Origin of the sequence: Neptunicoccus sediminis (assembly GCF_001719615.1) — a bacterium.
Lineage (GTDB): Bacteria > Pseudomonadota > Alphaproteobacteria > Rhodobacterales > Rhodobacteraceae > Amylibacter > Amylibacter sediminis.
In genome coordinates this window covers 209,351-233,492 of the sequence record NZ_MDVX01000003.1, presented here as the reverse complement: position 1 = coordinate 233,492, position 24,142 = coordinate 209,351, and the positions used below count along the sequence as shown (strand labels likewise).

23 protein-coding genes and 1 pseudogene are annotated in these 24,142 nt (G+C 56.0%); 2 read left to right on the top strand and 22 right to left on the bottom strand.

Annotated elements, in window-relative coordinates:
* Positions 1-59: 59 nt before the first annotated feature.
* Positions 60-875, bottom strand: a complete 816-nt coding sequence (locus tag BFV97_RS07600) for a hypothetical protein (RefSeq protein ID WP_069299736.1) — start codon at positions 873-875, stop codon at positions 60-62.
* Positions 876-1,175: 300 nt separating this feature from the next.
* Here BFV97_RS07600 and BFV97_RS07595 point away from each other — a divergent pair.
* Positions 1,176-2,636: pseudogene (locus tag BFV97_RS07595) on the top strand (DEAD/DEAH box helicase); the annotation flags it as partial.
* A 456-nt stretch (positions 2,637-3,092) separates the two neighbouring features.
* Here BFV97_RS07595 and BFV97_RS07590 read toward each other — a convergent pair.
* The 21 genes from BFV97_RS07590 to BFV97_RS07490 all read right to left on the bottom strand — a co-directional run bounded on the left by BFV97_RS07590 (position 3,093) and on the right by BFV97_RS07490 (position 23,006).
* Positions 3,093-4,763: a ribonuclease J gene (locus BFV97_RS07590; RefSeq protein WP_069299734.1), complete on the bottom strand. Its 1,671-nt coding sequence runs from the start codon at positions 4,761-4,763 to the stop codon at positions 3,093-3,095.
* Complete coding sequence (locus tag BFV97_RS07585; protein WP_069299733.1) at positions 4,764-5,534, bottom strand: type III pantothenate kinase; 771 nt, start codon at positions 5,532-5,534, stop codon at positions 4,764-4,766.
* A 9-nt stretch (positions 5,535-5,543) separates the two neighbouring features.
* Positions 5,544-6,293: a biotin--[acetyl-CoA-carboxylase] ligase gene (locus tag BFV97_RS07580; RefSeq protein ID WP_069299732.1), complete on the bottom strand. Its 750-nt coding sequence runs from the start codon at positions 6,291-6,293 to the stop codon at positions 5,544-5,546.
* Positions 6,293-7,735, bottom strand: a complete 1,443-nt coding sequence (gene nuoN / locus BFV97_RS07575; RefSeq protein WP_069299731.1) for an NADH-quinone oxidoreductase subunit NuoN — start codon at positions 7,733-7,735, stop codon at positions 6,293-6,295. The genes BFV97_RS07580 and nuoN overlap by 1 nt, the downstream gene beginning before the upstream one ends.
* Positions 7,736-7,750: 15 nt before the next feature.
* A complete protein-coding gene (locus BFV97_RS07570; protein ID WP_069299730.1) occupies positions 7,751-9,295 on the bottom strand; it encodes an NADH-quinone oxidoreductase subunit M in 1,545 nt (514 codons plus the stop codon).
* A complete protein-coding gene (nuoL, locus tag BFV97_RS07565; RefSeq protein ID WP_069299729.1) occupies positions 9,295-11,277 on the bottom strand; it encodes an NADH-quinone oxidoreductase subunit L in 1,983 nt (660 codons plus the stop codon). Before nuoL ends, BFV97_RS07570 begins: the two co-directional genes overlap by 1 nt.
* Before the next feature lie 9 nt (positions 11,278-11,286).
* Positions 11,287-11,592, bottom strand: coding sequence for an NADH-quinone oxidoreductase subunit NuoK (gene nuoK / locus BFV97_RS07560; protein WP_069299728.1), 306 nt, complete (start codon positions 11,590-11,592; stop codon positions 11,287-11,289).
* Positions 11,593-11,626: 34 nt separating this feature from the next.
* Positions 11,627-12,241 (bottom strand): NADH-quinone oxidoreductase subunit J, encoded by a 615-nt coding sequence (locus BFV97_RS07555; protein WP_069299727.1) that lies wholly within the window; start codon positions 12,239-12,241, stop codon positions 11,627-11,629.
* Complete coding sequence (locus tag BFV97_RS07550; RefSeq protein ID WP_069299726.1) at positions 12,238-12,636, bottom strand: carboxymuconolactone decarboxylase family protein; 399 nt, start codon at positions 12,634-12,636, stop codon at positions 12,238-12,240. The genes BFV97_RS07555 and BFV97_RS07550 overlap by 4 nt, the downstream gene beginning before the upstream one ends.
* Before the next feature lie 67 nt (positions 12,637-12,703).
* Complete coding sequence (gene nuoI / locus BFV97_RS07545; RefSeq protein WP_069299725.1) at positions 12,704-13,195, bottom strand: NADH-quinone oxidoreductase subunit NuoI; 492 nt, start codon at positions 13,193-13,195, stop codon at positions 12,704-12,706.
* The gene (gene nuoH, locus BFV97_RS07540) at positions 13,195-14,250 is read right to left on the bottom strand and encodes an NADH-quinone oxidoreductase subunit NuoH (protein WP_069299724.1); all 1,056 of its coding nucleotides are present in this window, start codon (positions 14,248-14,250) and stop codon (positions 13,195-13,197) included. Before nuoH ends, nuoI begins: the two co-directional genes overlap by 1 nt.
* Positions 14,251-14,260: 10 nt before the next feature.
* The gene (locus tag BFV97_RS07535; protein ID WP_108721653.1) at positions 14,261-14,653 is read right to left on the bottom strand and encodes a hypothetical protein; all 393 of its coding nucleotides are present in this window, start codon (positions 14,651-14,653) and stop codon (positions 14,261-14,263) included.
* Positions 14,654-14,656: 3 nt separating this feature from the next.
* On the bottom strand, positions 14,657-16,675 hold the full coding sequence (nuoG, locus tag BFV97_RS07530) for an NADH-quinone oxidoreductase subunit NuoG (protein ID WP_069299723.1): 2,019 nt from the start codon (positions 16,673-16,675) through the stop codon (positions 14,657-14,659).
* Positions 16,676-16,893: 218 nt separating this feature from the next.
* Entirely contained in the window at positions 16,894-17,292 is a 399-nt protein-coding gene (locus BFV97_RS07525) for a DUF5333 domain-containing protein (protein ID WP_069299722.1), read from the bottom strand.
* A gap of 184 nt (positions 17,293-17,476) precedes the next feature.
* Positions 17,477-18,772, bottom strand: coding sequence for an NADH-quinone oxidoreductase subunit NuoF (nuoF, locus tag BFV97_RS07520; protein WP_069299721.1), 1,296 nt, complete (start codon positions 18,770-18,772; stop codon positions 17,477-17,479).
* 3 nt (positions 18,773-18,775) lie between these two features.
* Positions 18,776-19,000 carry a DUF5337 family protein gene (locus tag BFV97_RS07515; protein WP_069299720.1) on the bottom strand — a complete coding sequence of 75 codons (225 nt, stop codon included), beginning with the start codon at positions 18,998-19,000 and terminating at the stop codon, positions 18,776-18,778.
* 84 nt (positions 19,001-19,084) lie between these two features.
* Positions 19,085-20,269: an NADH-quinone oxidoreductase subunit E gene (locus tag BFV97_RS07510; RefSeq protein ID WP_069299719.1), complete on the bottom strand. Its 1,185-nt coding sequence runs from the start codon at positions 20,267-20,269 to the stop codon at positions 19,085-19,087.
* Positions 20,269-21,480 carry an NADH-quinone oxidoreductase subunit D gene (locus tag BFV97_RS07505; protein WP_069299924.1) on the bottom strand — a complete coding sequence of 404 codons (1,212 nt, stop codon included), beginning with the start codon at positions 21,478-21,480 and terminating at the stop codon, positions 20,269-20,271. Before BFV97_RS07505 ends, BFV97_RS07510 begins: the two co-directional genes overlap by 1 nt.
* On the bottom strand, positions 21,480-22,094 hold the full coding sequence (locus BFV97_RS07500) for an NADH-quinone oxidoreductase subunit C (RefSeq protein WP_069299718.1): 615 nt from the start codon (positions 22,092-22,094) through the stop codon (positions 21,480-21,482). The genes BFV97_RS07505 and BFV97_RS07500 overlap by 1 nt, the downstream gene beginning before the upstream one ends.
* Before the next feature lie 22 nt (positions 22,095-22,116).
* Entirely contained in the window at positions 22,117-22,650 is a 534-nt protein-coding gene (locus BFV97_RS07495) for a NuoB/complex I 20 kDa subunit family protein (RefSeq protein WP_069299717.1), read from the bottom strand.
* Positions 22,641-23,006, bottom strand: coding sequence for an NADH-quinone oxidoreductase subunit A (locus tag BFV97_RS07490; RefSeq protein WP_069299716.1), 366 nt, complete (start codon positions 23,004-23,006; stop codon positions 22,641-22,643). The genes BFV97_RS07495 and BFV97_RS07490 overlap by 10 nt, the downstream gene beginning before the upstream one ends.
* Positions 23,007-23,230: 224 nt before the next feature.
* Between BFV97_RS07490 and BFV97_RS07485 the strand changes: the two genes are divergently transcribed.
* A complete protein-coding gene (locus tag BFV97_RS07485; RefSeq protein WP_157888281.1) occupies positions 23,231-24,094 on the top strand; it encodes a sulfotransferase in 864 nt (287 codons plus the stop codon).
* Positions 24,095-24,142 lie beyond the last annotated feature (48 nt).

Below are 24,142 nucleotides of genomic sequence, written 5' to 3'. Positions count from 1 at the left end.
GCTTTCAAACCGGCACGTACCAACCGTCACGTTCACAAAGCAACGCCAAACCGTCCGCGTCACACAGTGATCTTCGGCTTTTTATCGTCTTTGAATTCCATATCACCAAATTCCCGAGAGCAATCAATCACCGGATTATGGTAAAGGTCCATCTTTTCCCATAGCGCCTCCTCATCTGCATCCTCTTTGACTTTGAATTGGCCGAGTAAGGGCTTTAGTGACTTATAAGCCTTAAGAAATGCTTTATTTTTGAATTTTTTATTGTTCTTTGCCCAAACCGAGGCCGCCCCGTAAGTCTTGTCCAATGGCTTGATCATCTTGGGAAACTCGGCGTTCCATTTTTTAATATCTGCCTTCTTTTCAAGCTGTTCCTTCCATTTAAAGAACGCCTGATAGTGTTTGTCCTCTTTCCCTTGCAACTCAATCATGGCTTTGGCGGTTTTTTCCGCTTTGGCCTCATCTCCTTTGATCTCCTGCTTCATCCCTTTTACCTGGCTGTCCGCCTGATCCACCAGCGTTTGCAAATCCTTAACTAATGCGTTGTAGGATGCATCAAACGTCTTCTGGAGGATCTTCGCCTTGGGCTTGTACTTATTATAATTGGCTTTCAACTTCGCTGCGAAAGCCTTGTGGCTGGATTTGCACACCGCAACCGCACCTGTGTAGGGTTCCAGAAACGGTGCCCTGTTGCCGTCCCGCGCCATTGCAAACCCGTTTATAAGTTTGTCGGCCTTCTTCAAATTCTCGACCACGCGTTTGTGGTCTTTCAAACTGTCGGTAAATTTCTTGTCGATATTCAACGAGGCATAGGTCTTGGGAAATTCGCTGATCAAAGAGGCATAGGTCTTGCCCCAACTGCCGGACATCAGTCGCATGGTACTTCCTCTGAATAAATAAATATTTTATTGAATTGGTCGCAGTATACTATGAACCGGCATCTGCGGGAATACCTTGCCCACGCCGGCTTTGTGCAGAAAGTCACGGTTTTAGGGAAAATATTGATCCATATACAGCAACAGACCGCGCATTTTCGGCTTATTGTTGCGAAAGGGGTGCGCTGCGTTGACTCCGCTGTAAAAACATTTATGTCAGTGCGCAGAGGAACGGGCCCAATACGGGGCCCCAGCCGCAGCCAACTTTGCGGTATGAATCAACGCCGTAACGATAAGGCTCGAATGATAAAATTTTCCGATCTGGACCTGGACCCCAAGGTCCTCAAGGCCATTGATGAGGCCGGGTATGTGTCCCCGACCCCAATCCAAGCCGCTGCCATTCCCCTTGCCCTGCAGGGACGTGATGTGTTGGGTATTGCCCAAACAGGGACGGGCAAGACTGCCAGCTTTACCCTGCCGATGATTACAAAGCTCGCCAAAGGGCGTGCGCGGGCGCGTATGCCCCGCTCTTTGGTGCTCTGCCCGACGCGGGAACTGGCCGCGCAGGTTGCAGAAAACTTTGAAATCTATGCAAAAAATCTGAAACTGACGATGGCATTGCTCATTGGTGGCGTCAGCTTCAAGGATCAGGACCAGAAAATAGATCGTGGTGTTGATGTTCTGATCGCTACGCCCGGCCGTCTGCTGGACCATTTCGAGCGTGGCAAACTGATGTTGAACGGTGTTCAGATCATGGTCGTGGACGAAGCAGACCGCATGCTCGATATGGGATTCATTCCGGACATCGAACGCATTTTCAAGCTGACACCCTTTACCCGCCAGACGCTGTTTTTCTCGGCTACGATGGCGCCGGAGATTACGCGGATTACGCAGGAATTCCTTCAAAATCCCGAGCGGGTCGAAGTGGCGCGTCAGGCGACCACAGGGGAAAACATCACGCAGAAAATCTGCATGTTCTCCCCGTCCAACCGCACCAGCGAAGCCAAGGAAAAGCGCGAAGTACTGCGTGAGATCCTGAAGGCCGAAGGCGAAGCGGTGGACAACGGCATCATCTTCTGCAATCGCAAATCCAATGTGGATATTGTGATGAAGTCTTTGAAAAAACACGGTTTTGATGCGGGCGCCATTCACGGCGATCTGGACCAGAGCGTGCGAACAAAAACGCTCGAAGCCTTCCGTAACGGTGATCTTAAACTGCTTGTGGCTTCTGATGTGGCTGCCCGTGGACTTGATGTGCCCGCCGTGAGCCATGTGATCAATTTTGACGTGCCGATCCATTCCGAAGACTATGTGCACCGGATCGGGCGCACGGGTCGTGCGGGTCGGGACGGCAAAGCCATCACAATTTGCGCCCCTTTTGAGGAGAAATACCTCGAAAAAATCGAAGAGCTGGTTGAGAAGAAAATCGACCGGATGGAGCAACCTGCCCTGTCCAACGGTAAGAAATCCCGCAGCAGCTCTCGCAAATCCGAGCCGCGCAAATCCGATGCACAGGACGACAAAGCCGCCGCGAAACCGGTTCAGTCTGAGAGCCAGCCGGAAAAAACTCCCGCAAAAGACAATACGGCGCAGAAATCCGATAATGGCCGGAATACACGCAGCCGGAATGACAAAAGTGCCGGCAATGGCAATCAGAAGTCCGAGCAGCAAAAACGCGGTCGCTCTGATTCCAAGGCTCCGGTGGTTGGCATGGGCGATCACGTCCCCGCCTTTCTGATGCGCTCTTTTGAGATCAAACGCTCCAAGGCGAAGAAATCCGAGGAGCAGGCAGAAGCTGAAATCGAAACCGTGGAAGATCAAGCGGTTGAGGCCCAGCCCGTTGAGGAAAAGCCTGTAGAGGAAAAGCCGGTGGCGGAGAAGAAAAAACGTGCGCCGCGCAAGAAGGCTGTGAAAAAGACAGAGCCGAAGGAAGAACCTGCCGCGGAGACATCTGACGCGCCAGCCGAAACGCCGGAGGAGGAATCCAAAGCCAAGGCTGAGGACCCTGTGGAAGAGGAAAAGTCGAAAACGCCTGCCCCTGCGCCCGACGCACCGGCCGCAGAGGACACACCCGCCAAAGACACGGCGAGCGAAAGCACAAGCTGATGCACTGCCCTGTTTGATTAACGGGCATTTCGCAGTTTTTCGCTAAATTCGAAACAAAAAAAGGGCATTCCGAATATCTCGGAACGCCCTTTTTCGTTAGCGTTTTACGCAGCCCTAATCGACCAACCGGTTGATCAGCACTTTGGCGACAGGTTTCTTGCCGGTCAGATCCTTACAAACACGAGAGACCGTGCGCAGAACCAGCTTTTCCAACTGTTCGTCACTGGCCAACAGATTGCGTTTCGCACCGGACAGTTCCCCGTCGATCTCGCGTTCCAGAACCTCTTGCAAGGACGGGCTGTTAGACGGAGTTTCAGGCAGGCCCAAAACCTCGGCCCAGCTTTCGCCAATCTGCTGGTTGTCTTCCAGCAGCAGGCTGACAACCACGGTACCACGCATCGCCATGCGCATCCGTTCCAGCACAACGCCGTCAAAGGCACCGATCAGCGACTTTCCGTCCAGATACAGACGCCCTGTTTCGATGTTTTCGACCACTTTCGGCGCATCGCCCCCCAGATCAACCATCGCACCATTTGCGGCGATGACGGCACTGATGCCCTTGGCCTCGGCCAGTTCCGCATGGGCGCGCAAGTGGCGGTGTTCGCCGTGCATCGGCACCAGCATCTTCGGTTTGAAAATGCCGTGGATTTCTTCAAGATCGGGCCGGTTTGCATGGCCGGACACGTGATAAAGACCGCTATCATCGTCGATGACTTTTACGCCCATCTCGCTGAAACTATTGACGATCCGGCCAACACCGATTTCATTTCCGGGAATGGTTTTGGAGGAAAACAGGAAGGTATCGCCTTCCCGCAACTCCATGCCAAGGTATTTGCCATTGGCCAGTTGTGCCGAGGCCGCACGGCGTTCGCCCTGACTGCCAGTGACCAGAAGCATCAGGTTTTCGCGCGGAATATCGCGGGCATCTTCAATGTCGATGGTCGGCGGGAAATTGTCGATCAGACCGGCAAAATTCGCATAGCCGAGCATCTTTTTCATCGCCCGTCCCAGCACCACAACTGAACGGCCTGAATCCACACCAGCCTGTGCCAGTGTTTTCAGGCGCGCGACGTTAGACGCAAAGGTCGTGGCGACAACCATGCCGGTCGCCTCTTTCATCATCTGGGTGATGTTGCCGCCCAGCCCCGCTTCAGAGCGTCCGGCCAGTGGCGAGAACACATTGGTACTGTCACAGACCAGCGCCTGAACACCGTCCTTGGCAATTTCGCGGTACAGCGCAGGATTATACGCCTCGCCCACGATCGGATCGGGGTCGAGTTTGAAGTCGCCCGTGTGAACGATCCGGCCCTTTGGCGTATCAATCACCAGACCGGAGGCTTCGGGAATAGAGTGGGCAACCGGCATAAAGCCAACCTTGAACGGGCCAAGCTCTACCATTTCGGGGAAGCTGCCGATCACTTCGATCCGGTCGATGTCCTGTCCGTGCTCTTCCATCTTCGCCCGCGCCACAGCGCCGGTAAATTTGCGGGTATAAACCGGCACGCCCAAGCGCCCGTAAAGCAGACCCAATGCACCGATGTGGTCTTCGTGTGCGTGGGTGATAAAGATCGCTTCCAGCCGGTCCGCGCGGGCTTCAATATAGGCGGTGTCCGCCATGATCAGGTCCACACCCGGCGTGCCGTCCATTGTCGGAAAAGTCACGCCAACATCCACAAGGATATAGCGTTCCTTACCCGCAGGGCCGTAGCCGTAAAGGTACATGTTCATACCGATCTCTCCGGCGCCACCCAGTGGCAGGAAGATCAAACGTTCGGGTTTACTCATTTAGTCGCCTCGGTTTTTATCTGCAATCAGGACGAGCCCGTGCATGGTTAGGTCACCGTCAATACTGTCAAAAAGGTCGGTGCCCCGTTCAAACAGGCCCGCAAGCCCCCCTGTCCCGATGATCTTCATCGGACGGGGATGCTCTTCGCGGATTTTCTTACATACGCCTTCAATCAGGCCGATATAGCCCCAAAACACCCCCGCCTGCATACAGACGAGCGTGTTGGTGCCGATTACATTCTCTGGCATGGTCACATCAATATGGGGCAGCGCGGCGGCTGCTTCGTGCAATGCCTTGATGGACAGATTCACACCGGGAGAGATCGCCCCGCCGATATAGGCGCCGTCCTGATCCACCACGTCAAATGTCGTGGCTGTGCCAAAGTCCACCACGATTAGATCGCCGCCGTAGCGGTCATAGGCCCCGACGGTATTCACCAGTCGGTCGGCCCCTACCAGTGTTCCTGTGTCCACACGGACCGGAACCCCTAGGTTCACTTCGGGTTTGCCCACCACAACGGGGCGGCATTCGAAATACTTGTCGGACAGCAGACGCAGGTTAAACACCACTTGTGGCACGACTGCAGAAATCACCACGCGGTCGATGTCCGGCGCGATCCCGTTCAGCAACATCAGGTTTCGCAGCCAGACATAATACTGATCCGCAGTGCGGGCCTGTTCCGTCGCGCAGCGCCACTCTGACAGGAATTTGGTCCCGTCATGGATTGCAAAGACGGTGTTTGTATTGCCTACGTCGATGGCTAGCAGCATCTGGGATCCTTAAAGTGAAATATCGGCAGCCGTGATCACGTGCTGCCTGTCGGGTGCTTGTAGTATGAGCGCGCCTGTTTCGTCTACCGTCTCGAAAATGCCCTCGATACTGCGATCCGCCAATCGCGCCGTGACCGGCTTGCCGATGTTGGCGGCGCGGGCCAGCCAAGCCTCGCGGATCGGGGCAAAGCCGTAGGTTTGTAACCTAGTCTCCCAATCCGCATAGGCAACCGCCAGCGCGCCCAGAAAAGACTCCGGTGCGATGCTGACGCCCATATCCTGTTTCAGCGATTTCGGCGCAAGAGCGGTCGGTTCCAGTTTTCCGGCCTCGGGACGGTTGGCGAGATTGACCCCGATGCCGATAATCAAAGCATAGCGGTTTGGGCCTTCGGCAATGGTCTCCAGCAGGATACCGGCGAGCTTGCCGCCCTTCAGCAGCACATCATTCGGCCATTTCAGTGCAAAAGCATCGCTGCGCCCTGTACATTCCACCAAAGCATCATACAGCGCGAGAGCCGCCACAAAACTGCGCAGGGCGAGTTTGTCCGGCGCAGCGTCGGGGCGGATCAGCAGAGAGGCAGCAAAGTTGCCCTTCTGACTGGACCAAGGCCGCCCCCGCCTGCCCGATCCTGCGGTTTGTTCATGGGACAAAAACCAAGCCGCCCCCGCTGTTGCGGGGGCTTGCCGGCGTGCTTCGGCCATCGTGCTGTCGATGGTGTCAAAGACGAATTTGCCTGTACCTTCCGGCCAGCCTTGCATCAGTTCAGCAAGGATTGCGCGGCCAGAGCAGCATAGTTTTCGATCCCGAAGGGATTGATGATCCCGATCAGCATCAAGGCGGCGGCCCCCATCAGGGCAACAAAATGCAGGCCGGGCATTTTGCCGTCCAGACCATCTGTCTCTTCACCGAAGTACATATAGTAGATGATGCGCAGGTAGTAGAACACGCCGATCACGGAAGCAATCGCACCGCCAACCGCCAGCCAGACCATATCCGCCCCGACAGCAGCGCGGAACACATACAGCTTACCGATGAAACCGACCATTGGCGGGATACCGGCGAGCGAGAACAGCAGCACTGTTAGAGCAGCCGCACGACCCGGTGCCTGTTTGGAATACTGGCCAAGGCTACGAATGTCCGTGACTGCACGGCCGTCTTTTTCCATGTTCAGGATAAAGGCGAATGTCCCGATGTTCATCACCACATAGATCGCAAGATAGATCAGCAACGCCTTGACGCCGTCCTCGGTCCCTGCGGCAAGCCCCATCAGCGCAAAGCCCATGTGAGAGATTGAAGAATAGGCCATCAGGCGTTTGATGTTGGTCTGACCGATCGCAGCAACCGCGCCAAGGAACATGGACACCAGCGACAGGAAGGCCACGATCTGTGTCCAGTCCGCCTGTGCGCCGTCGAAAGCATCAAACATGACGCGGGCAAACAGCCCCCCTGCCGCAACTTTCGGTGCGGTGGCGAAGAAGGCTGTAACCGGCGTGGGCGAGCCTTCGTAAACATCCGGTGTCCACATGTGGAACGGTGCGGCAGAAATCTTGAACGCAAGCCCAACACAGAGGAACACCAGACCAAAGACAAGACCAAGCTCCAGATGCTCACCGGTGGTGATGGTGGAGGCGATACCGGCAAAGTTTGTTGTACCGGTGTAACCGTAAACAAAGGACGCCCCGTAAAGCAGCATACCAGAGGACAGCGCCCCGAGGACGAAATACTTCAGACCCGCTTCGGTGGATTTCAGACTGTCACGACGGAAGGCCGCGATGACATAGAGCGCAAGAGATTGCAGCTCCAGCCCCATATAGAGGGACATCAGATCGCCGGCAGAAACCATCATCATCATACCCAAAGTCGCAAGCGCGATCAGGATCGGGTATTCAAATTTGAACATATCATTGCGGCGCAGGTAATCTTGGCTCAGCAACAGCATGATCGCGCTGGCCCAAAGCATCAGGACTTTGGCGAAACGGGCGAAGGTGTCGTCAATGAAAGCACCGTTAAAGGCGTCGCGGTTTGCCATCGGAGAGAAGGCAATCCACAGGCCGAGCACAATCATAACCCCTGCCGTGGCCCAGGTGATCACGGGCGCGGTCTCGTCCTTTTTCGTGTAAACCCCGAACATCAGCGCCATCATGGCGAAGACTGCAAGGATCAGTTCTGGCAGAACAATATTCAGATCGCTGGAAATCATCTAATTGCGCTTTCGTTAGTGGCTGGGCGCACTGGCAACCGCGGTAGCGGTCTCAGGCAGTGCAGATTGGACGTTTTCGACAAGATGTGCGACCGACGGCCCGATCAGATCGAGCACCAGTGCAGGGTAAACACCCAGCAGCAGGGTCATCACCACCAGCGGCACCATCATCAGACGCTCGCGGGTGTTCATGTCGGTTATGGTTTTCAGGCTTTCCTTGATCAGATCTCCGAAAACCACGCGGCGATAGAGCCAGAGGGCATAACAGGCAGAGAAAATCACACCGGTGGTGGCAAGGAAGGCAATCCAAGTGTTCACCTGAAACGCCGCCGAAAGGGTCAGGAATTCTCCGACAAAACCGGATGTACCCGGAAGACCGACGTTGGCCATGGTGAAGAACATAAAGACCAGTGCATAGGCCGGCATGCGCACAACAAGACCGCCGTAAGCGTCAATCTCGCGGGTGTGCATCCGGTCGTAGATCACGCCGACGGACAGGAACAACGCACCAGAGATAAAGCCGTGACTAATCATCTGGAAGATCGCACCGTCGATACCCTGCTGGTTAGCTGCAAAGATACCCATGGTTACGAAACCCATGTGCGCAACCGAGGAATAGGCAATCAGCTTTTTCATGTCCTGCTGCATCATCGCCACGAGGGATGTGTAGATGATCGCAATAACCGACAGGGACATCACAAAGGTGGCCAGAAGGTCGCTTGCCACAGGGAACATGGGCAGGCTGAACCGCAGGAAGCCGTAGCCCCCCATCTTCAGCAGGATCGCCGCCAGAACCACGGAACCGGCTGTTGGCGCCTGAACGTGTGCGTCAGGCAACCATGTGTGCACCGGCCACATCGGCATCTTCACGGCAAAGCTGGCAAAGAAGGCAAGGAACAGCAGTGTTTGCAGCCCACCCATGATCTGGAACCCCATAAGCGAGAACGCCTCGGAGGAGAATTCGTGGTTCAACAGCGTCGGAATATCTGTTGTGTCCGCATCCCACCACATGGCGAGCATGGCAACGAGCATCAGGATCGAGCCGAACAGCGTATAAAGGAAGAACTTGAACGCCGCATAGACTTTGTTCTGACCGCCCCAGATGCCAATGATCAGGAACATCGGGATCAGACCAGCCTCGAACACCACGTAGAACAGCACGAGATCGAGCGCACAGAACACGGCGATCATCAGGGTCTCAAGGATCAGGAACAGGATCATATATTCCTTGACCCGCTCGTTCACGCTCCAACAGGCACCGATGACAACCGGCATCAAGAAAGTGGTCAGCAGAACAAAGAGAACCGAAATCCCGTCAACGCCCAGTTTGTAGGTCAGACCGCCAAACCACTCGTATTCCTCAACCAGCTGGAAGCCGGTGTTGGAGGGATCGAACTCTGTGTAGATCGCAATAGAGATCACAAAGGTTGCCAGTGTCGCCACCAATGCCAGTATCTTGGCATTGCGCTGTGCGGCCGCATCCGTGCCCCGCAGGAAAACCGCGAGGATAAGGGCTGCCAGCATGGGCAGGAAGGTAACAATAGATAGAAGATTGTCCATCAGTGTGCGCCTCCGCCGATCGCAAACCATGTAATAAGTGCAGCCAGTCCGACAAACATCGCGAAGGCATAGTGGAACAGGTAGCCGGATTGTGCCCGACCCGCCAGTTTGGTGAACCAGGGCACGATGCCCATGGCCAGACCGTTGAGACCGCCGTCAATCACAGCCCCGTCGCCTTTCTTCCATAGGAAGGTGCCGAGCCATTTCGCGGGACGCACGAAGATCACGTCGTAAATCTCGTCGAAATACCATTTGTTCAGCAGGAACTGGTAAAGGATGTGTTGTTGCGCAGCCAGTTTCTTGGGCAGTGCAGTGTTCTTGATGTAGAACATCCAAGACACGATAAAGCCGAGCAGCATGGCAACGAACGGGCTGACTTTGACCCACTTCGGCACGTCATGGGCATCATGGATGACGGTATTCGTGTCGTGGTTCATGTAAACCGCGTATTCAAACCATTCCTCAACGTGGTGGCCGAAGAAATCTTCGTACCAGAACATCCCTGCAAAGATCGCGCCAAGGGCAAGAACTGCCAGCGGGATCACCATAACCATCGGGCTCTCATGGGCGTGATCGTGGGTGTGTTTATCGCCCCGTGCCTCGCCAAAGAAGGTGAGGAAGATCAGACGCCAGGAATAGAAGCTCGTGAAACAGGCCGCGATCACCAGCATGATGAACGCATAGGTCGCAACACCGGTCCCGCCTGCAAAGGCGCTCTCGATGATGGCATCTTTTGACAGGAAACCGGCAAAGCCGATGTGTGTCAGCGGAATACCAACGCCGGTGATAGCCAGCGTACCGATCATCATCGCCCAGAAGGTATAGGGGATCTTCTTGCGCAGGTTGCCATAGTTCCGCATGTCCTGCTCATGATGCATCGCGTGGATCACGGAGCCTGCACCAAGGAACAACATCGCCTTGAAGAAAGCGTGTGTAAACAGGTGGAACATGGCCACCGGATAGGCGCCAACGCCTGCGGCAACGAACATATAACCAAGCTGCGAACAGGTGGAATAGGCGATAACCCGTTTGATGTCGTTCTGGACCAGACCCACAGTCGCTGCAAAAAAGGCAGTCGTGGCACCGATGAACACAATGAAATTCGGCGTGAAGGTTGCGTATTCCATCAGCGGGGACATACGGCAGACCATGAACACACCCGCTGTTACCATCGTCGCGGCGTGGATCAGCGCAGACACAGGCGTCGGGCCTTCCATCGCATCTGGCAACCATGTGTGTAGCAGCAGTTGCGCCGATTTACCCATCGCACCGACGAACAGAAGGAAGGTAATGACTTCCAGCGCATTCACATCCCAGCTCAGGAAGTGGACCGACTGCCCTGCGATATTGCGGGCGTTTTCCGGATCAAGAATTTCAGCGAAGTTAATGCTGTCAGACAGGTAGTATAGCCCGAAGATCCCGAGCAGGAAGCCAAAGTCCCCGACACGGTTCACAACAAACGCTTTGATATTCGCCGCATTCGCGCTCGGCTTGCGGAAGTAGAAACCGATCAGCAGATAGGACGCAACGCCCACACCTTCCCAGCCAAAGAACATTTGCAACAGGTTGTCTGCTGTCACCAGCATCAACATCGCGAATGTAAAGAAAGACAGATAGGCAAAGAAGCGGGGGCGATAGCTCTCGCCTTCTTTGAAGTTCTCGTCATGGGCCATATAGCCGAGCGAGTACATGTGAACCAGCGCCGAAACTGTGTTGATCACAACCAGCATGATTGCTGTCAGTCGGTCGATCCGGATCGACCAGTCGGTGGACAATGTGCCGCTTTCGATAAAGCGGAAGATTGGCGTGACTTGAACACCGTCATGGGCGTCATAACTAAAGAAGATGATCCAGGACAGAACCGCTGCCAGCATCAGCAAACCGGTGGACACATAGGTCGCCGCCGTTTCGCCCAATACCCGCCAGCCAAAGCCGCAGATCAGCGCGCCCACCAGAGGGGCAAAGAGGAGAATGGTTTCCATTGGTACGTTCTACCCCTTCATCACATTCACATCTTCCACCGCGATCGTGCCGCGGTTCCGGAAGAAACAGACTAGAATTGCAAGGCCGATGGCGGCCTCTGCTGCGGCCACGGTAAGCACAAACAGCGTGAAAATCTGGCCGACCAGATCCCCCAGATGGGTGGAAAAGGCGACGAGGTTGATATTGACCGACAGCAGGATCAACTCGATGGACATCAGAATGACGATCACGTTCTTCCGGTTAAGGAAGATGCCGAAGATGCCGATTACGAACATCATCGCGGCAACTGTGAGGTAGTGTTCAAGCGTAATCATCACAATGCTCCGGTTCTGGTACAGACAACAGTCATCACAACCCCTGCCCTGATTTAACGTCTTTAAGTTCCATCGCCGTGGCCGGATCGCGGTGCATCTGGTGCAAGGCGTTCTGGCGTTTGACATCCACGCGGTGGCGCAGCGTCAGCACGATGGCCCCGATCATCGCCACCAGCAGGATCAGACCGGACGCCTGAAACAGGTAGATGTAATCGGTGTAGATCAACTGGCCAAGCGCCAGCGTGTTGTGGGCTTCGGACAGTTCGGGTGTGGGCGATTGCAGCAACGCATCCGCGTTATCCGCCATGTTCCAGTGACCGTAAACCAGCCCCAGTTCGATCAGAAGGATCAGGCCGATCAACAGGCCGAGCGGCATAAAGCGCTGAATACCACCGCGCAGTTCCGCAAAGTCCACGTCCAGCATCATCACGACAAAGAGGAACAGAACCGCAACCGCGCCCACGTAAACAATCGCCAGCAGCATGGCGACAAATTCCGCGCCCATAAGGATAAACAGGCCTGCCGCACTAAAGAAGGACAGGATCAGCCAGAGCACCGAGTGCACCGGGTTGCGCGAAAGCACCACCATCAGGGAACCCCCGACGCCGGTTATCGCAAAGAGATAGAATGCCAATGCAGTGACGCTCATGTTTTCGCTCCATCCATGGCAAAGGCGGACATAGCCACCATGATTGCTTTTTGTGCGCCTGTCACAGCACCAACGCTGGTCATTTGCAGGATTGTTTCTGTAATTTCACGTTTCGATGCGCCAGCGGACAAGGCCAGATTGATCGCCGTGGTCAGAACCACAGTGTCCTCGGCCCCTTTTGCCGTCAGACCCGCAATCGTCGCAAGCGCACGGGTTTTGGCGTCAATGCCCTCCCCGACCAGTTCCTGCATCATGGCGGCGACGCCTTCGGGCATCATGTCCTTGGTGGCGTCAAACCACTGGGCCTGGGTTTTCGCAAACTCCTTGCCCATCTGGTCCGCCATTTGCTGGCTCTGCTTGAGAAAACCCTCAAACATCTTGTTTAAGTCGTTCATACCGCCCCCCCGCAAGCGAGCAGCAGGACTGCTCCTTTGGGATAGGTATCAATGCCTGGCTTGTCGGTCATCGGTACGGTGCATCCATTTCGATATTACGTGCAATCTCGGCTTCCCAGCGGTCGCCGTTCGACAGCAGTTTGGCCTTGTCGTAGAACAGTTCCTCACGGGTTTCTGTGGCGAACTCGAAATTCGGCCCTTCCACAATCGCATCCACCGGACAGGCTTCCTGACAGAAACCGCAGTAAATACATTTCGTCATGTCGATGTCATAACGGGTGGTCCGGCGGGAACCGTCCTCGCGGGGTTCCGCGTCAATGGTGATGGCCTGTGCAGGGCAGATCGCCTCGCACAATTTACAGGCGATGCAACGCTCTTCCCCGTTGGGGTAGCGGCGCAGCGCGTGTTCACCACGGAACCGCGGGCTGAGCGGGCCTTTTTCGTGGGGATAGTTCAATGTCGCCTTCGGGCCGAAGAAATACTTCAGTCCCAGTTTCATGCCGACAAAGAAGTCTTGCAGCAGGAAATATTTGGTTGCGCGTGCGTAGTCAAAAGCCATTAGTTTGACGCCTCCACTTGCCAGCGTGCCCACAGGCCGCCGAGATTACGATCATCCCCGTCGGTAAATGCAAGGATCGACACAACAACAACCCAGATCAGGGACATTGGCAGGAAGACCTTCCAACCGATGCGCATCAACTGGTCATAGCGGTAGCGTGGAACCACAGCCTTTACCATTGCGAAGAGGAAGAAGAAGAAGGACATCTTCAGCACCAGCCACAGCGCACCGTCCGGCAGACCCGGGATCGGGGACAGCCAGCCACCGAAGAAGAAGATAGACGTCAGCGCACACATCAGCCAGATGGCGATATATTCACCAGCCATAAACAGCAGGAACGGCGTTGAAGAATATTCAACCTGATACCCTGCAACCAGTTCGGATTCCGCTTCGGGAAGGTCGAACGGCGGGCGGTTGGTTTCAGCCAGCGCACTGATAAAGAACAGGAAAACCATCGGGAAGTGCGGCAACCAGTACCAGTTGAACAGACCCCAGTTACCCTCTTGTGCCTTCACAATATCCACAAGGCTGAGAGATCCGGTCGAGATGATGATACCAACGATGATGAAACCGATGGACACCTCGTAAGAGATCATCTGCGCAGCAGAGCGCAGAGAGCCGAGGAACGGGTATTTGGAGTTGGACGCCCAACCGCCCATGATCACGCCGTAAACTTCCAGCGAGCCAATGGCGAAGATGTAAAGCACCGCAACGTTCAGGTTTGCCAGAACCATATCTTCGGAAAACGGAATAACCGCCCATGCAATCAGGGCGAGGATGAAAGAGGCCAGTGGCGCCAGCAGGAACACCGTTTTATCGGCCCCGTCCGGGATCAGAACCTCTTTGAACACGTATTTCGCAGCATCCGCCACGGTTTGCAGCAAGCCCCAAGGGCCAACCACGTTCGGGCCGCGCCGCATTTGCACCGCGCCCCAGACCTTACGATCGCCGTAAACCAAAAACAGCAGGCTGATCATCACGAAAGCCGTGACCAACAGACACTGGCCGATCACAATCACCAGTGTGCCAAGGTTGGTTGCAAAAAATCCGTCCATAATCCGCCTCTTAAACCATCGGAATGTTGTTAGCACGGCAATCGGCTGCCGTAACTTCTGCATCTATAACGTAACGACCGCCCGGATGGGCGGATGACAGGGTGTAAACCCCCTGCCCGATCCAGTTACCGCGCTGGCGGCTTACATCGTTGCGCACCCGCCGTGCAAAACCGCTGCCGCGGATCAACGCGTATTGCGCGGCAACGCAATCGGTAAAGGCAAGAACGTCCTTCTCCGAAGCTGCACCGCGCATGTTGACGTCAAAACTGACCAGATTGCCTTCCAGCAGTTTGGTCTGAACTGTCCCGTATTCCGGCACAATATCACTCTCCACAGCCGGAGTCTCTCCGGTTGTGCAGGCGGCCAGAGCCGCGCAAGTGGATATGATCAGTGCGGGTTTCACAGGTTACTCTGCCGCCAGCTTGCCAGCACGCCGCGCCGCCGCATTTGCGGACAGCTCTGCCATCACCTGACTGGCGCGCGCAATCGGGTTGGTCTGGTAATGCTCTTTGATCGCATTTTCCAGTGCACCCGTCCCAAGGGCTTTGCCAGAAACCGGCTGCCAGTCATTTTCCGGCACCTGATCAATCGCGCCAAGATGGGGCACTTCGCCCATCATGGCCGCGCGCAGGGCTGTCAGACTGTCAAACGGCAGTGTGTGACCCAAAACACCGGACAAAGCCCGCAGGATTGCCCAGTTGTCCCGCGCCTCCCCGGGCGCAAAACCGGCGCGGAACGCCATTTGCGGACGCCCTTCGGTGTTCACAAAGATGCCGCTCTCTTCGGTATAGGCCGCGCCCGGCAGGATCACATCAGCGCGATGCGCCCCGCGATCCCCGTGGCTGCCCTGATAGATCACAAACGGACCGGCAGCGATTTCGGTTTCATCAACACCAAGGTTGAACACCACATCCGCCCGCGAAACGAGCGCCTCGGGGCCGTCCACACTGGTGCAGCCCAGATCCATCGCGCCCACACGACCGGCAGCCGTATGCAGCACCATGAATTTGGAATTGGTTTTCTCGGCCAGCGCCATAGCGGCGGCCAGAACATCCGCCCCGTTGTCACCCTGCAAGGCACCCTGCCCGATGATCACAAGAGAGGCTTTGTCCTGAACATCGCCGTGATCCCCGTCCAGCAGACCCGCCAGATCGGATACATCGGCGCCAACATGGGCATAATCATAGGTCAAATCAACCGCTTCGCCCACCAGACCAATATCCGCACCGCGCATCCATGCCTTGCGCAGACGCGCGTTCAGCACTGGCGCTTCGGCCCGTGGATTGGTGCCAATCAACTGGATCATCTCGGCACTGTCGATGTCTTCGATCGTGCCGGTGCCAACATAGCCCGAACGGTTGCCCGCTGGCAGTTTCGCACCATCTACGCGGCAATCCACCTCACCACCCATAGCGGTGATCAGGGATTTCAACGCGAAGGCGGCTTCTGTGCTGACCAGATCGCCCACCAAACCGGCAACGGACTTTCCGTCAACAGCGGTTTTGATTGCGGCAAAAGCCTCGTCCCAGCTGGCCGGTTTTAACTTGCCGTCAATCCGCACATATGGGCGGTCCAGACGCTGGCGGCGCAGACCGTCCCAGATAAAGCGGGATTTGTCCGACAGCCATTCTTCGTTCACACCATCATGGTTCCGCGGCAGGATACGCATCACTTCGCGACCCTTGGTGTCCACACGAATGTTAGAGCCAAGCGCGTCCATCACGTCGATGGTTTCGGTCTTTTTCAGCTCCCACGGGCGGGCGGTAAAGGCATAAGGCTTGGATGTCAGCGCACCAACCGGACACAGATCAATAATATTGCCCTGCAATTCCGAATCGAGCGTTTGGTTTAGATAGCTGGTGATCTCGGCATCTTCGCCACGACCGGTCTGACCCATCTGGGTGATCCCGGCAACTTCGCTAGTGAACCGCACACAACGGGTGCAGGAAATACAGCGGGTCATCTGGGTGTCCACAAGCGGGCCCAGATCCAGATCGTCCACCGCGCGTTTGGCTTCGCGGAAACGGGAGAAATCCACCCCGTAGGCCATCGCCTGATCCTGCAAATCACATTCGCCGCCCTGATCGCAAATCGGGCAATCGAGCGGGTGGTTGATCAGCAGAAATTCCATGACCCCTTCACGGGCCTTCTTAACCATAGGTGATTTTGTTTTCACCACAGGCGGCTGGCCTTCGGGTCCGGGACGCAGATCGCGCACCTGCATGGCACAGGAGGCCGCAGGTTTGGGCGGGCCGCCGACAACTTCGACAAGACACATGCGGCAGTTGCCAGCGATGGTCAGTCTTTCGTGATAACAAAACCGGGGAATTTCGACGCCAGCTACTTCGCAGGCCTGGATCAGCGTCATTGCGCCATCCACTTCTACTTCGGTATCGTCGATGATGATTTTGCGCAAATCGGTCATGCCGCCTCCCAAATCGAGCGCGCCGCGCTCTGGGCTTACTTTTGAGTAACAGCGGTCTAACACCGCCGTACAGCCAGATACCGCAGCTTGGCGCGGGCCTCAACCAAAGAAAAGCAAATTTGGGGGTAAAAAAGCCACAAAGTTCCATTTCAAAGCCATTGCGGCTCTGAAACGGAAACCCTTGCGAAATCAGGTTAATACCTGAGTATTTTTGTTAGTTACCTCTCGTAAAGCAGGGTGCCAATGGCACTGCCTCTGGCGATCTCCTTGCGGCCAAGCGCACACATAGAGGCCTTGTCCTCAAGGCTTGCGCCATTGGCTTTCAGATAGGCTTTGCCCCGTGCCTTAAGACGGTTTTTCTCGGCGCGGCTGTCCACAAAGGTTTCGATTTCCGATTTGGAATAGCCCATATCCTGCGCCTGTTTGTGAATCGCACGCAAGCGCCCTACCCCTTTGAAGATACGGCCGGAAATGCTGTCGCAGTTTTTGCGGATCTCATCGGCCAGCCCCACATACAGCAGACCGTCGTTGATCTCTTTCACCTCGCGCAGCGGGGGATTCGCGAGTGCAGTCGTCGCCATCATGCCGGTCAGTGCGGCAGTAAGTAAAATACGCATATTATTCTCCTGTCTTGCCCGATGGATCGGGTCAATGCTCAGAAGGAATAAATGGGGTGATCGCCGTGTTATGCAATAACACGCGGTTCACAGCGTGTTACAGGGGCGAAATATTGCCTTCGCCAAAGCAAAAACGCGCCCCGATTGACAGGGCGCGTTTTGAGAAATTAGGCAGAGTTCGGATTTACTCAGCAGCTACCGCGCTAACGCGGCCGGTGCGTTTATGCTTGATCCGGTCCTCGATTTCGTCGCGGAAATGGCGGATCAGCCCCTGAATGGGCCAGGCGGCCGCATCGCCAAGGGCGCAGATGGTGTGGCCTTCAACCTGTTTGGTCACATCAAGCAGCATGTCGATCTCTTCGACCTCGGCCTCGCCTTTGACCAGCCGATCCATAACCCGCATCATCCAGCCGGTGCCTTCACGGCACGGCGTGCACTGGCCGCAGGATTCGTGTTTGTAAAAGGCAGCCAAACGCCAGATCGCTTTGATAACGTCGGTGTTCTGATCCATCACGATCACCGCAGCCGTCCCCAGACCGGAGCGTTGTTCCCGCAGCCAGTCAAAATCCATGATCGCTTCGTCGCACATGTCTTTGGGCAGCAGCGGCACGGACGCACCGCCCGGAATCACCGCCTTAAGGTTATCCCAGCCGCCGCGAACACCACCGCAATGACGGTCGATCAGCTCGCGTAGCGGTGTGGACATAGCGTCCTCAACCACACAGGGGTTGTTAACGTGACCGGAGAAAGCAAACAGCTTGGTGCCCGCGTTGTTCGGACGGCCAAAGCCGGTAAACCATTCCGCGCCACGGCGCAGGATTGTGGGCACCACAGCGATGGATTCCACGTTATTCACCGTGGTCGGACAGCCGTACAGACCCGCGCCCGCAGGGAACGGCGGCTTCATGCGCGGCATGCCTTTTTTACCTTCAAGGCTCTCCAGCAGCGCTGTTTCCTCACCACAAATATAGGCACCTGCCCCGTGAGAGAGGAACAGATCAAAGTCCCAACCGGACTTCGCCGCGTTTTTCCCAAGCAATCCGGCGTCATAAGCCTCGTCGATGGCGGCTTGCAGAGCTTCCCGTTCGCGGATGAATTCACCGCGGATGTAGATGTAACAGGTGTTCGCATTCATCGCGAAACTGGCGATCAGCGCCCCTTCGATCAGCGTGTGAGGATCATGGCGCATGATCTCGCGGTCTTTACAGGTGCCCGGTTCGGATTCGTCAGCGTTAATAACCAGATAGGACGGGCGACCATCGCTCTCTTTTGGCATGAAAGACCATTTCAGGCCGGTCGGAAAGCCCGCACCGCCCCGACCGCGCAGACCGGATTTTTTCATCTCGTCGATGATCCACTCACGGCCCTTTTTGATGATATTGGCCGTGCCATCCCAATGGCCACGCTGCTGCGCGCCTTTGAGCGTGCGCTCGTGCATACCGTAAATATTTGTAAAGATGCGGTCCTGATCAGCGAGCATCGTCTAATCCTTCATGTTCTGGCGTTTGCGCCAGGCTTGATACAAAACAACCAGCGCCCAGAAGAACGCGGCCAGAGCGGCGAAATCGAACAGAAACGCAAAGCGTGTGGGCAGTCCGATCATCCCGCCTATCCAACTGGCCCCCATCCATATCACCATCGTCACGATTATGACGATAGAGGCGATCCGTATTTGCGCGGACGCCGGATCTGGATGGTCTTTGGCCAATCGGTCTTCCTTTCATATTAGCAAAGCCGACAGACTTTGCCACACCTGCCCTGAAGGTCAGGTTTTACCTGTATTCGCTGGCAGTTAACTGTCAGAGCCTTTGCCTTTGGTGCCGGCGAGCTCGCTTGCATGGGCAATCCAGCCGTCCCGTTCGATGCGGCCTTTGAATTTCAGACGGGCATCGACCCAAGCCACTTCTTCAGGGCGCCATTTGGCGATCTGGTCATAGTGGTAGAACCCCATTTCATTCAGGGTTGCCTCCAGCTTCGGTCCAACGCCTTTGATCCGTTTCAGATCATCAGGCCCTGCCTTGCGTGGTGCTTTCAATGTGCGGGGTTTCTTTTCCGCAACTTCTGCCACACCGGAGTCACTGGTCACGGCGGGGCCCTCTTCCTCGGCGGCTTTTGCGGCCGTGGTCACTTTGGGCTTGCCCTTGCTGCGATTTTCTTCTGCGTCCGTCTTGGTGGCCCTTTCCGGCGCGCTGACCGTGTGTTTCGGGGTTGCGGAGACACCGTCCTTGGGCGCGGGTTTGTCCTTTTTCGCGGTGGCTTTTTTCTTGCCACTGTCAAGCCAAGGGGTCAGGATCGGAACCTCGTCCCCTTGAATCCGCTTGATTGTATCCCCGATGTCGGTCGCCAGACCCACAGAAGCGTTATGCTCTGCGCGGCCTGCTTCATAGTCTTTCAACACCGTTGCACCGCCCAGAGGCTCTGCTGCGTAACGGCCGTTTTGCGGTCCGGGTGTCGGAACCTTGCCAGCGGCAAATTCCTCGATGATTTCGGCAAACCGTTCAGCGGTCAGGTCTTCGTAATAATCCTTGCCGATCTGAACCATCGGCGCGTTGGTGCAAGCGCCCAGACATTCGACCTCTTCCCAGCTGAACTTGCCATCAGCAGAGATCGCATGGGGCTGTGCCGCAATCTTTTCCTTGCAGACGCCGATCAGGTCCTCAGCACCGCAAATCATGCAGGAGGTGGTGCCACAAACCTGAAAATGCGCCACAGAACCAACGGGTTGCAACTGGAACATAAAGTAGAATGTCGCCACTTCCAAAACGCGGATATAGGCCATGCCCAGCATATCGGCCACGGTCTCAAGCGCAGGGCGGGAAATCCAGCCCTCTTGCTCCTGAACCCGCCACAACAACGGGATCACAGCGCTGGCCTGACGGCCTTCGGGAAATTTGGTCAACTGCGCTTCGGCCCATTTCTGGTTCATGGGCGTAAAGGCAAAACTGTCGGGTTGGTCAGGGTGCAGACGGCGTAACATTAGCGGTCAATCTCTCCGAAAACGATATCAAGTGTTCCGATAATGGCCGCAACATCAGCAAGTTGATGGCCCTTGGCGATATGATCCATAGCCGCAAGATGCAGGTATCCCGGCGCGCGGATCTTGGCTTTGTAGGGTTTGTTGCTGCCGTCCGACACAAGGTAGACCCCGAATTCGCCTTTAGGCGCTTCGACACAGGCGTAAACCTCACCCTCTGGCACATGAAAGCCTTCGGTGTAGAGTTTGAAGTGGTGAATCAGCGCTTCCATCGAGGTTTTCATCTCGGCCCGTTTGGGCGGCGTGATCTTGCCCCGTGCCAGCACATCGCCCGGCCCTTCGGCGTTCAGCTTGTCGATACACTGGTGAATGATCTTGATGCTTTCCAGCATCTCCTGCATCCGGCAGAGGTAACGGTCGTAGCAGTCGCCATTGGTGCCAACCGGAATCTGGAAATCCATCTCGTCGTAGCATTCATAGGGCTGCGAGCGGCGCAAATCCCACGCCATACCAGAGCCGCGCACCATCACACCGGAGAACCCCCAGTCGAGCGCTTCCTGCTCGCTCACCACAGCGATATCAACGTTACGCTGTTTGAAGATGCGGTTTTCGGTCAGCAGGTTTTCGATGTCTTTCAGGATCGCCGGAAACGCCGTGGCCCAAGTGCCAATGTCGTCGATCAGGTCTTGTGGCAGGTCCTGATGCACCCCGCCCGGACGGAAATATGCGGCGTGCAGTCGCGCACCACAGGCCCGTTCGTAAAAGATCATCAGCTTTTCGCGTTCCTCAAACCCCCAGAGCGGCGGCGTCAGTGCGCCCACGTCCATAGCCTGAGTGGTCACGTTCATCAGGTGGTTTAGGATACGGCCGATTTCAGAGAAAAGCACACGGATTAGGCTGGCACGGCGGGGCACTTCGACCCCTGTCAGCTTTTCAATCGCCAGACACCAGGCGTGTTCCTGATTCATCGGCGCCACATAATCCAGCCGGTCGAAATACGGCAGGTTTTGCAGGTAAGTGCGGCTTTCCATCAGCTTTTCGGTGCCACGGTGCAGCAGGCCCACATGCGGGTCGCAACGTTCGACAACTTCGCCGTCCAGCTCTAGCACAAGACGCAGAACGCCGTGGGCTGCAGGGTGCTGCGGACCGAAGTTGATGTTGAAGTTACGGATGCGCTGTTCGCCCACCTGTGCATCGTTAAAGGTGCCGTCCATCATTTTGCAGCCTCTTCTTTCTTCTCGTCACCGGGCAGGATGTATTCCGCACCTTCCCACGGGGACATGAAATCGAACTGACGGTATTCCTGAATGAGACTTACAGGTTCATAAACAACCCGCTTTTCCACCTCATCATAGCGCAGTTCGGTATAACCCGTTGTCGGGAAATCCTTGCGCAGCGGATAGCCGCGGAAACCATAATCCGTCAGCAAGCGGCGCAGGTCCGGATGCCCCGAGAACATGATCCCGTACATATCAAACACTTCCCGCTCAAACCAGTTGGCAGAGGGATGCACCGCGGTGATCGACGGAACCACTTCGTCCTCATGCACGGCCGCCTTCACGCGAATGCGCTGGTTGGTGTACATGGACAGAAAATGGTAAACCACTTCAAACCGCTTGTCCCGACCGGGATAATCCACGGCAGTGATGTCCACCAGTGTTGAAAATCGTGCGTTGCTTTCGGTTTTGATGAATTCCACGAAATCCGGCAGGGCCGCAGGGGACACCTGCACGGCCAGCTCGCCGGTTTTGGTCACTTCGGTGGCCAGCACAGCATCGCTGCGACCAGCCGCCAGTGCATTGCCCAGTTCTGTAAGAGCCTCTGACATAAGAGCGTCTTCCTTTCGCAGCTTAGCGAACGATTGTGCCGGTGCGGCGGATTTTGCGTTGCAATTGCAGGATGCCGTAAAGCAGCGCCTCGGCAGACGGCGGGCAGCCCGGAACATACACATCGACCGGAACGATCCGGTCACAGCCCCGTACAACGGAATAGCTGTAGTGGTAATACCCGCCACCATTCGCACAGGACCCCATAGAGATCACATAGCGGGGTTCTGGCATCTGGTCATAAACCTTGCGCAGTGCAGGCGCCATCTTGTTGGTCAACGTGCCTGCAACGATCATCAGATCGGACTGGCGGGGGGACGCGCGGGGCGCCGTACCGAAACGCTCCATATCATAGCGGGGCATGGCGGTGTGCATCATCTCGACCGCGCAGCAGGCCAGACCGAAAGTCATCCAGTGCAGCGACCCTGTGCGCGCCCAGTTGATGATGTCATCGGTTGAGGTCAGCAAGAAGCCCTTGTCCTGCAACTCTTCGTTCAGGGCGCGGGTGACGACCTCTTTATCCACACCAGCGGTGTTGGCAGTTGTGCTCACTCCCATTCCAGTGCTCCTTTTTTCCACTCATACGCAAAGCCGATTGTCAGGACGCCCAGGAACACCATCATCGACCAGAACCCCAGAACGCCAACATCCTTGAAGGAGGCGGCCCATGGGAACAGGAAGGCAACTTCCAGATCGAAAATGATAAACAGAATGGACACCAGATAGAACCGGATGTCGAATTTCATCCGCGCATCGTCAAATGCGTTGAACCCGCATTCATAGGCCGAAGTCTTTTCGGCATCTGGGTTCCGGATAGCAATAATAACCGCCGCAAGGATCAGCACGAGTCCGAGGCCCGCAGCTATCCCCAGAAACACCAAAATCGGCAGGTATTCTCTGAGCAGGTCTTCCATAGGCGACTCCTTCGCGCAAATCTGGTTGTCGGCATCGTTTAACTATCCCTGCCCCGTACCAAGGTCAACCAAGGGTCCGCCGGAATTGCGGCCAGAACCCAAAGAAAGTGCCGAATGTTCTGCTACTTGCGCAGGCGCAGGGCGGCGGGATGGATTTGGCTTGTCGCCATCTTGGCGATTGCGTAGCCTTTTTTGCAAGTCGCCAACTGAAAAAGAGCCCGAATTTGGCTGAAAAACTTGCAATTCTGAAGGGGCGCACCTTTTTTCTGGGGGTTGGCGCGCAAAAAGCCGGTACCACATGGCTGTCATTTTATCTGCGGGACCATCCGGAGGTGTATTTTTCTCCGATCAAGGAGATGCATTTCTGGGGCAATCGCAGCCGCGAGGACAACTGGCCGGCCTCCATGTTTCGCAAAAAACTGAAAGCACGGGAAGCGGAACTGGCCGCGGATCCCGATTTGCCCGCCAAAGGCGCTGTGGCGCTGCGCGAAAGGCTGCGGATGGGCAGCGATCTCGGGGCGTACCGGCGGTTTTTCCGCAGACGCGTCGGGGAAGCGCAGGTTTTCGGGGAAATCACCCCTGCTTATTGTGCATTGGAACGGGAGGAACTGGAGCTGATCCGCAGCCAGTATCCTTTGACAAAAATCATATTCCTGCTGCGCAATCCGGCAGACAGGCTTTGGTCGCAGATGCGGTTCTCCGAAAACTTCGAGACGCTTGCAGAGCTGGAAGCCAAGGTAGACGGCGTGTTTGACAACAAGCGTTACCGCGAACGCTATGATTATGTGACCGCCATGCGCAATTTGCGTTCGGTTTTTCCACCCGAAAAGCTGCATTTCGCCTTTTATGAAGAGTTGTTCACGCAAGAGGCCATTGACCGGCTGTGCGAGTTCCTTGGCATCAGCCCGCTGCCCGCCCAATTTGAACGCAGCCGCAATGTTTCGGTCAAAATGCCGCTCGGTCCTGCGCTGCGGCGCAAGATCGTGGAAAGACTTGCGCCGCAATATACCTATATGCGCGATGTTTACGCCGGAGATCTGCCCGCAAGCTGGCTGGCCGATCTGCAAATCCTAGAGCACGCAGACTGACGCCCACGTGTGAAACCACCCTACAGGCGGGCCTGCGCCCCTGACGGC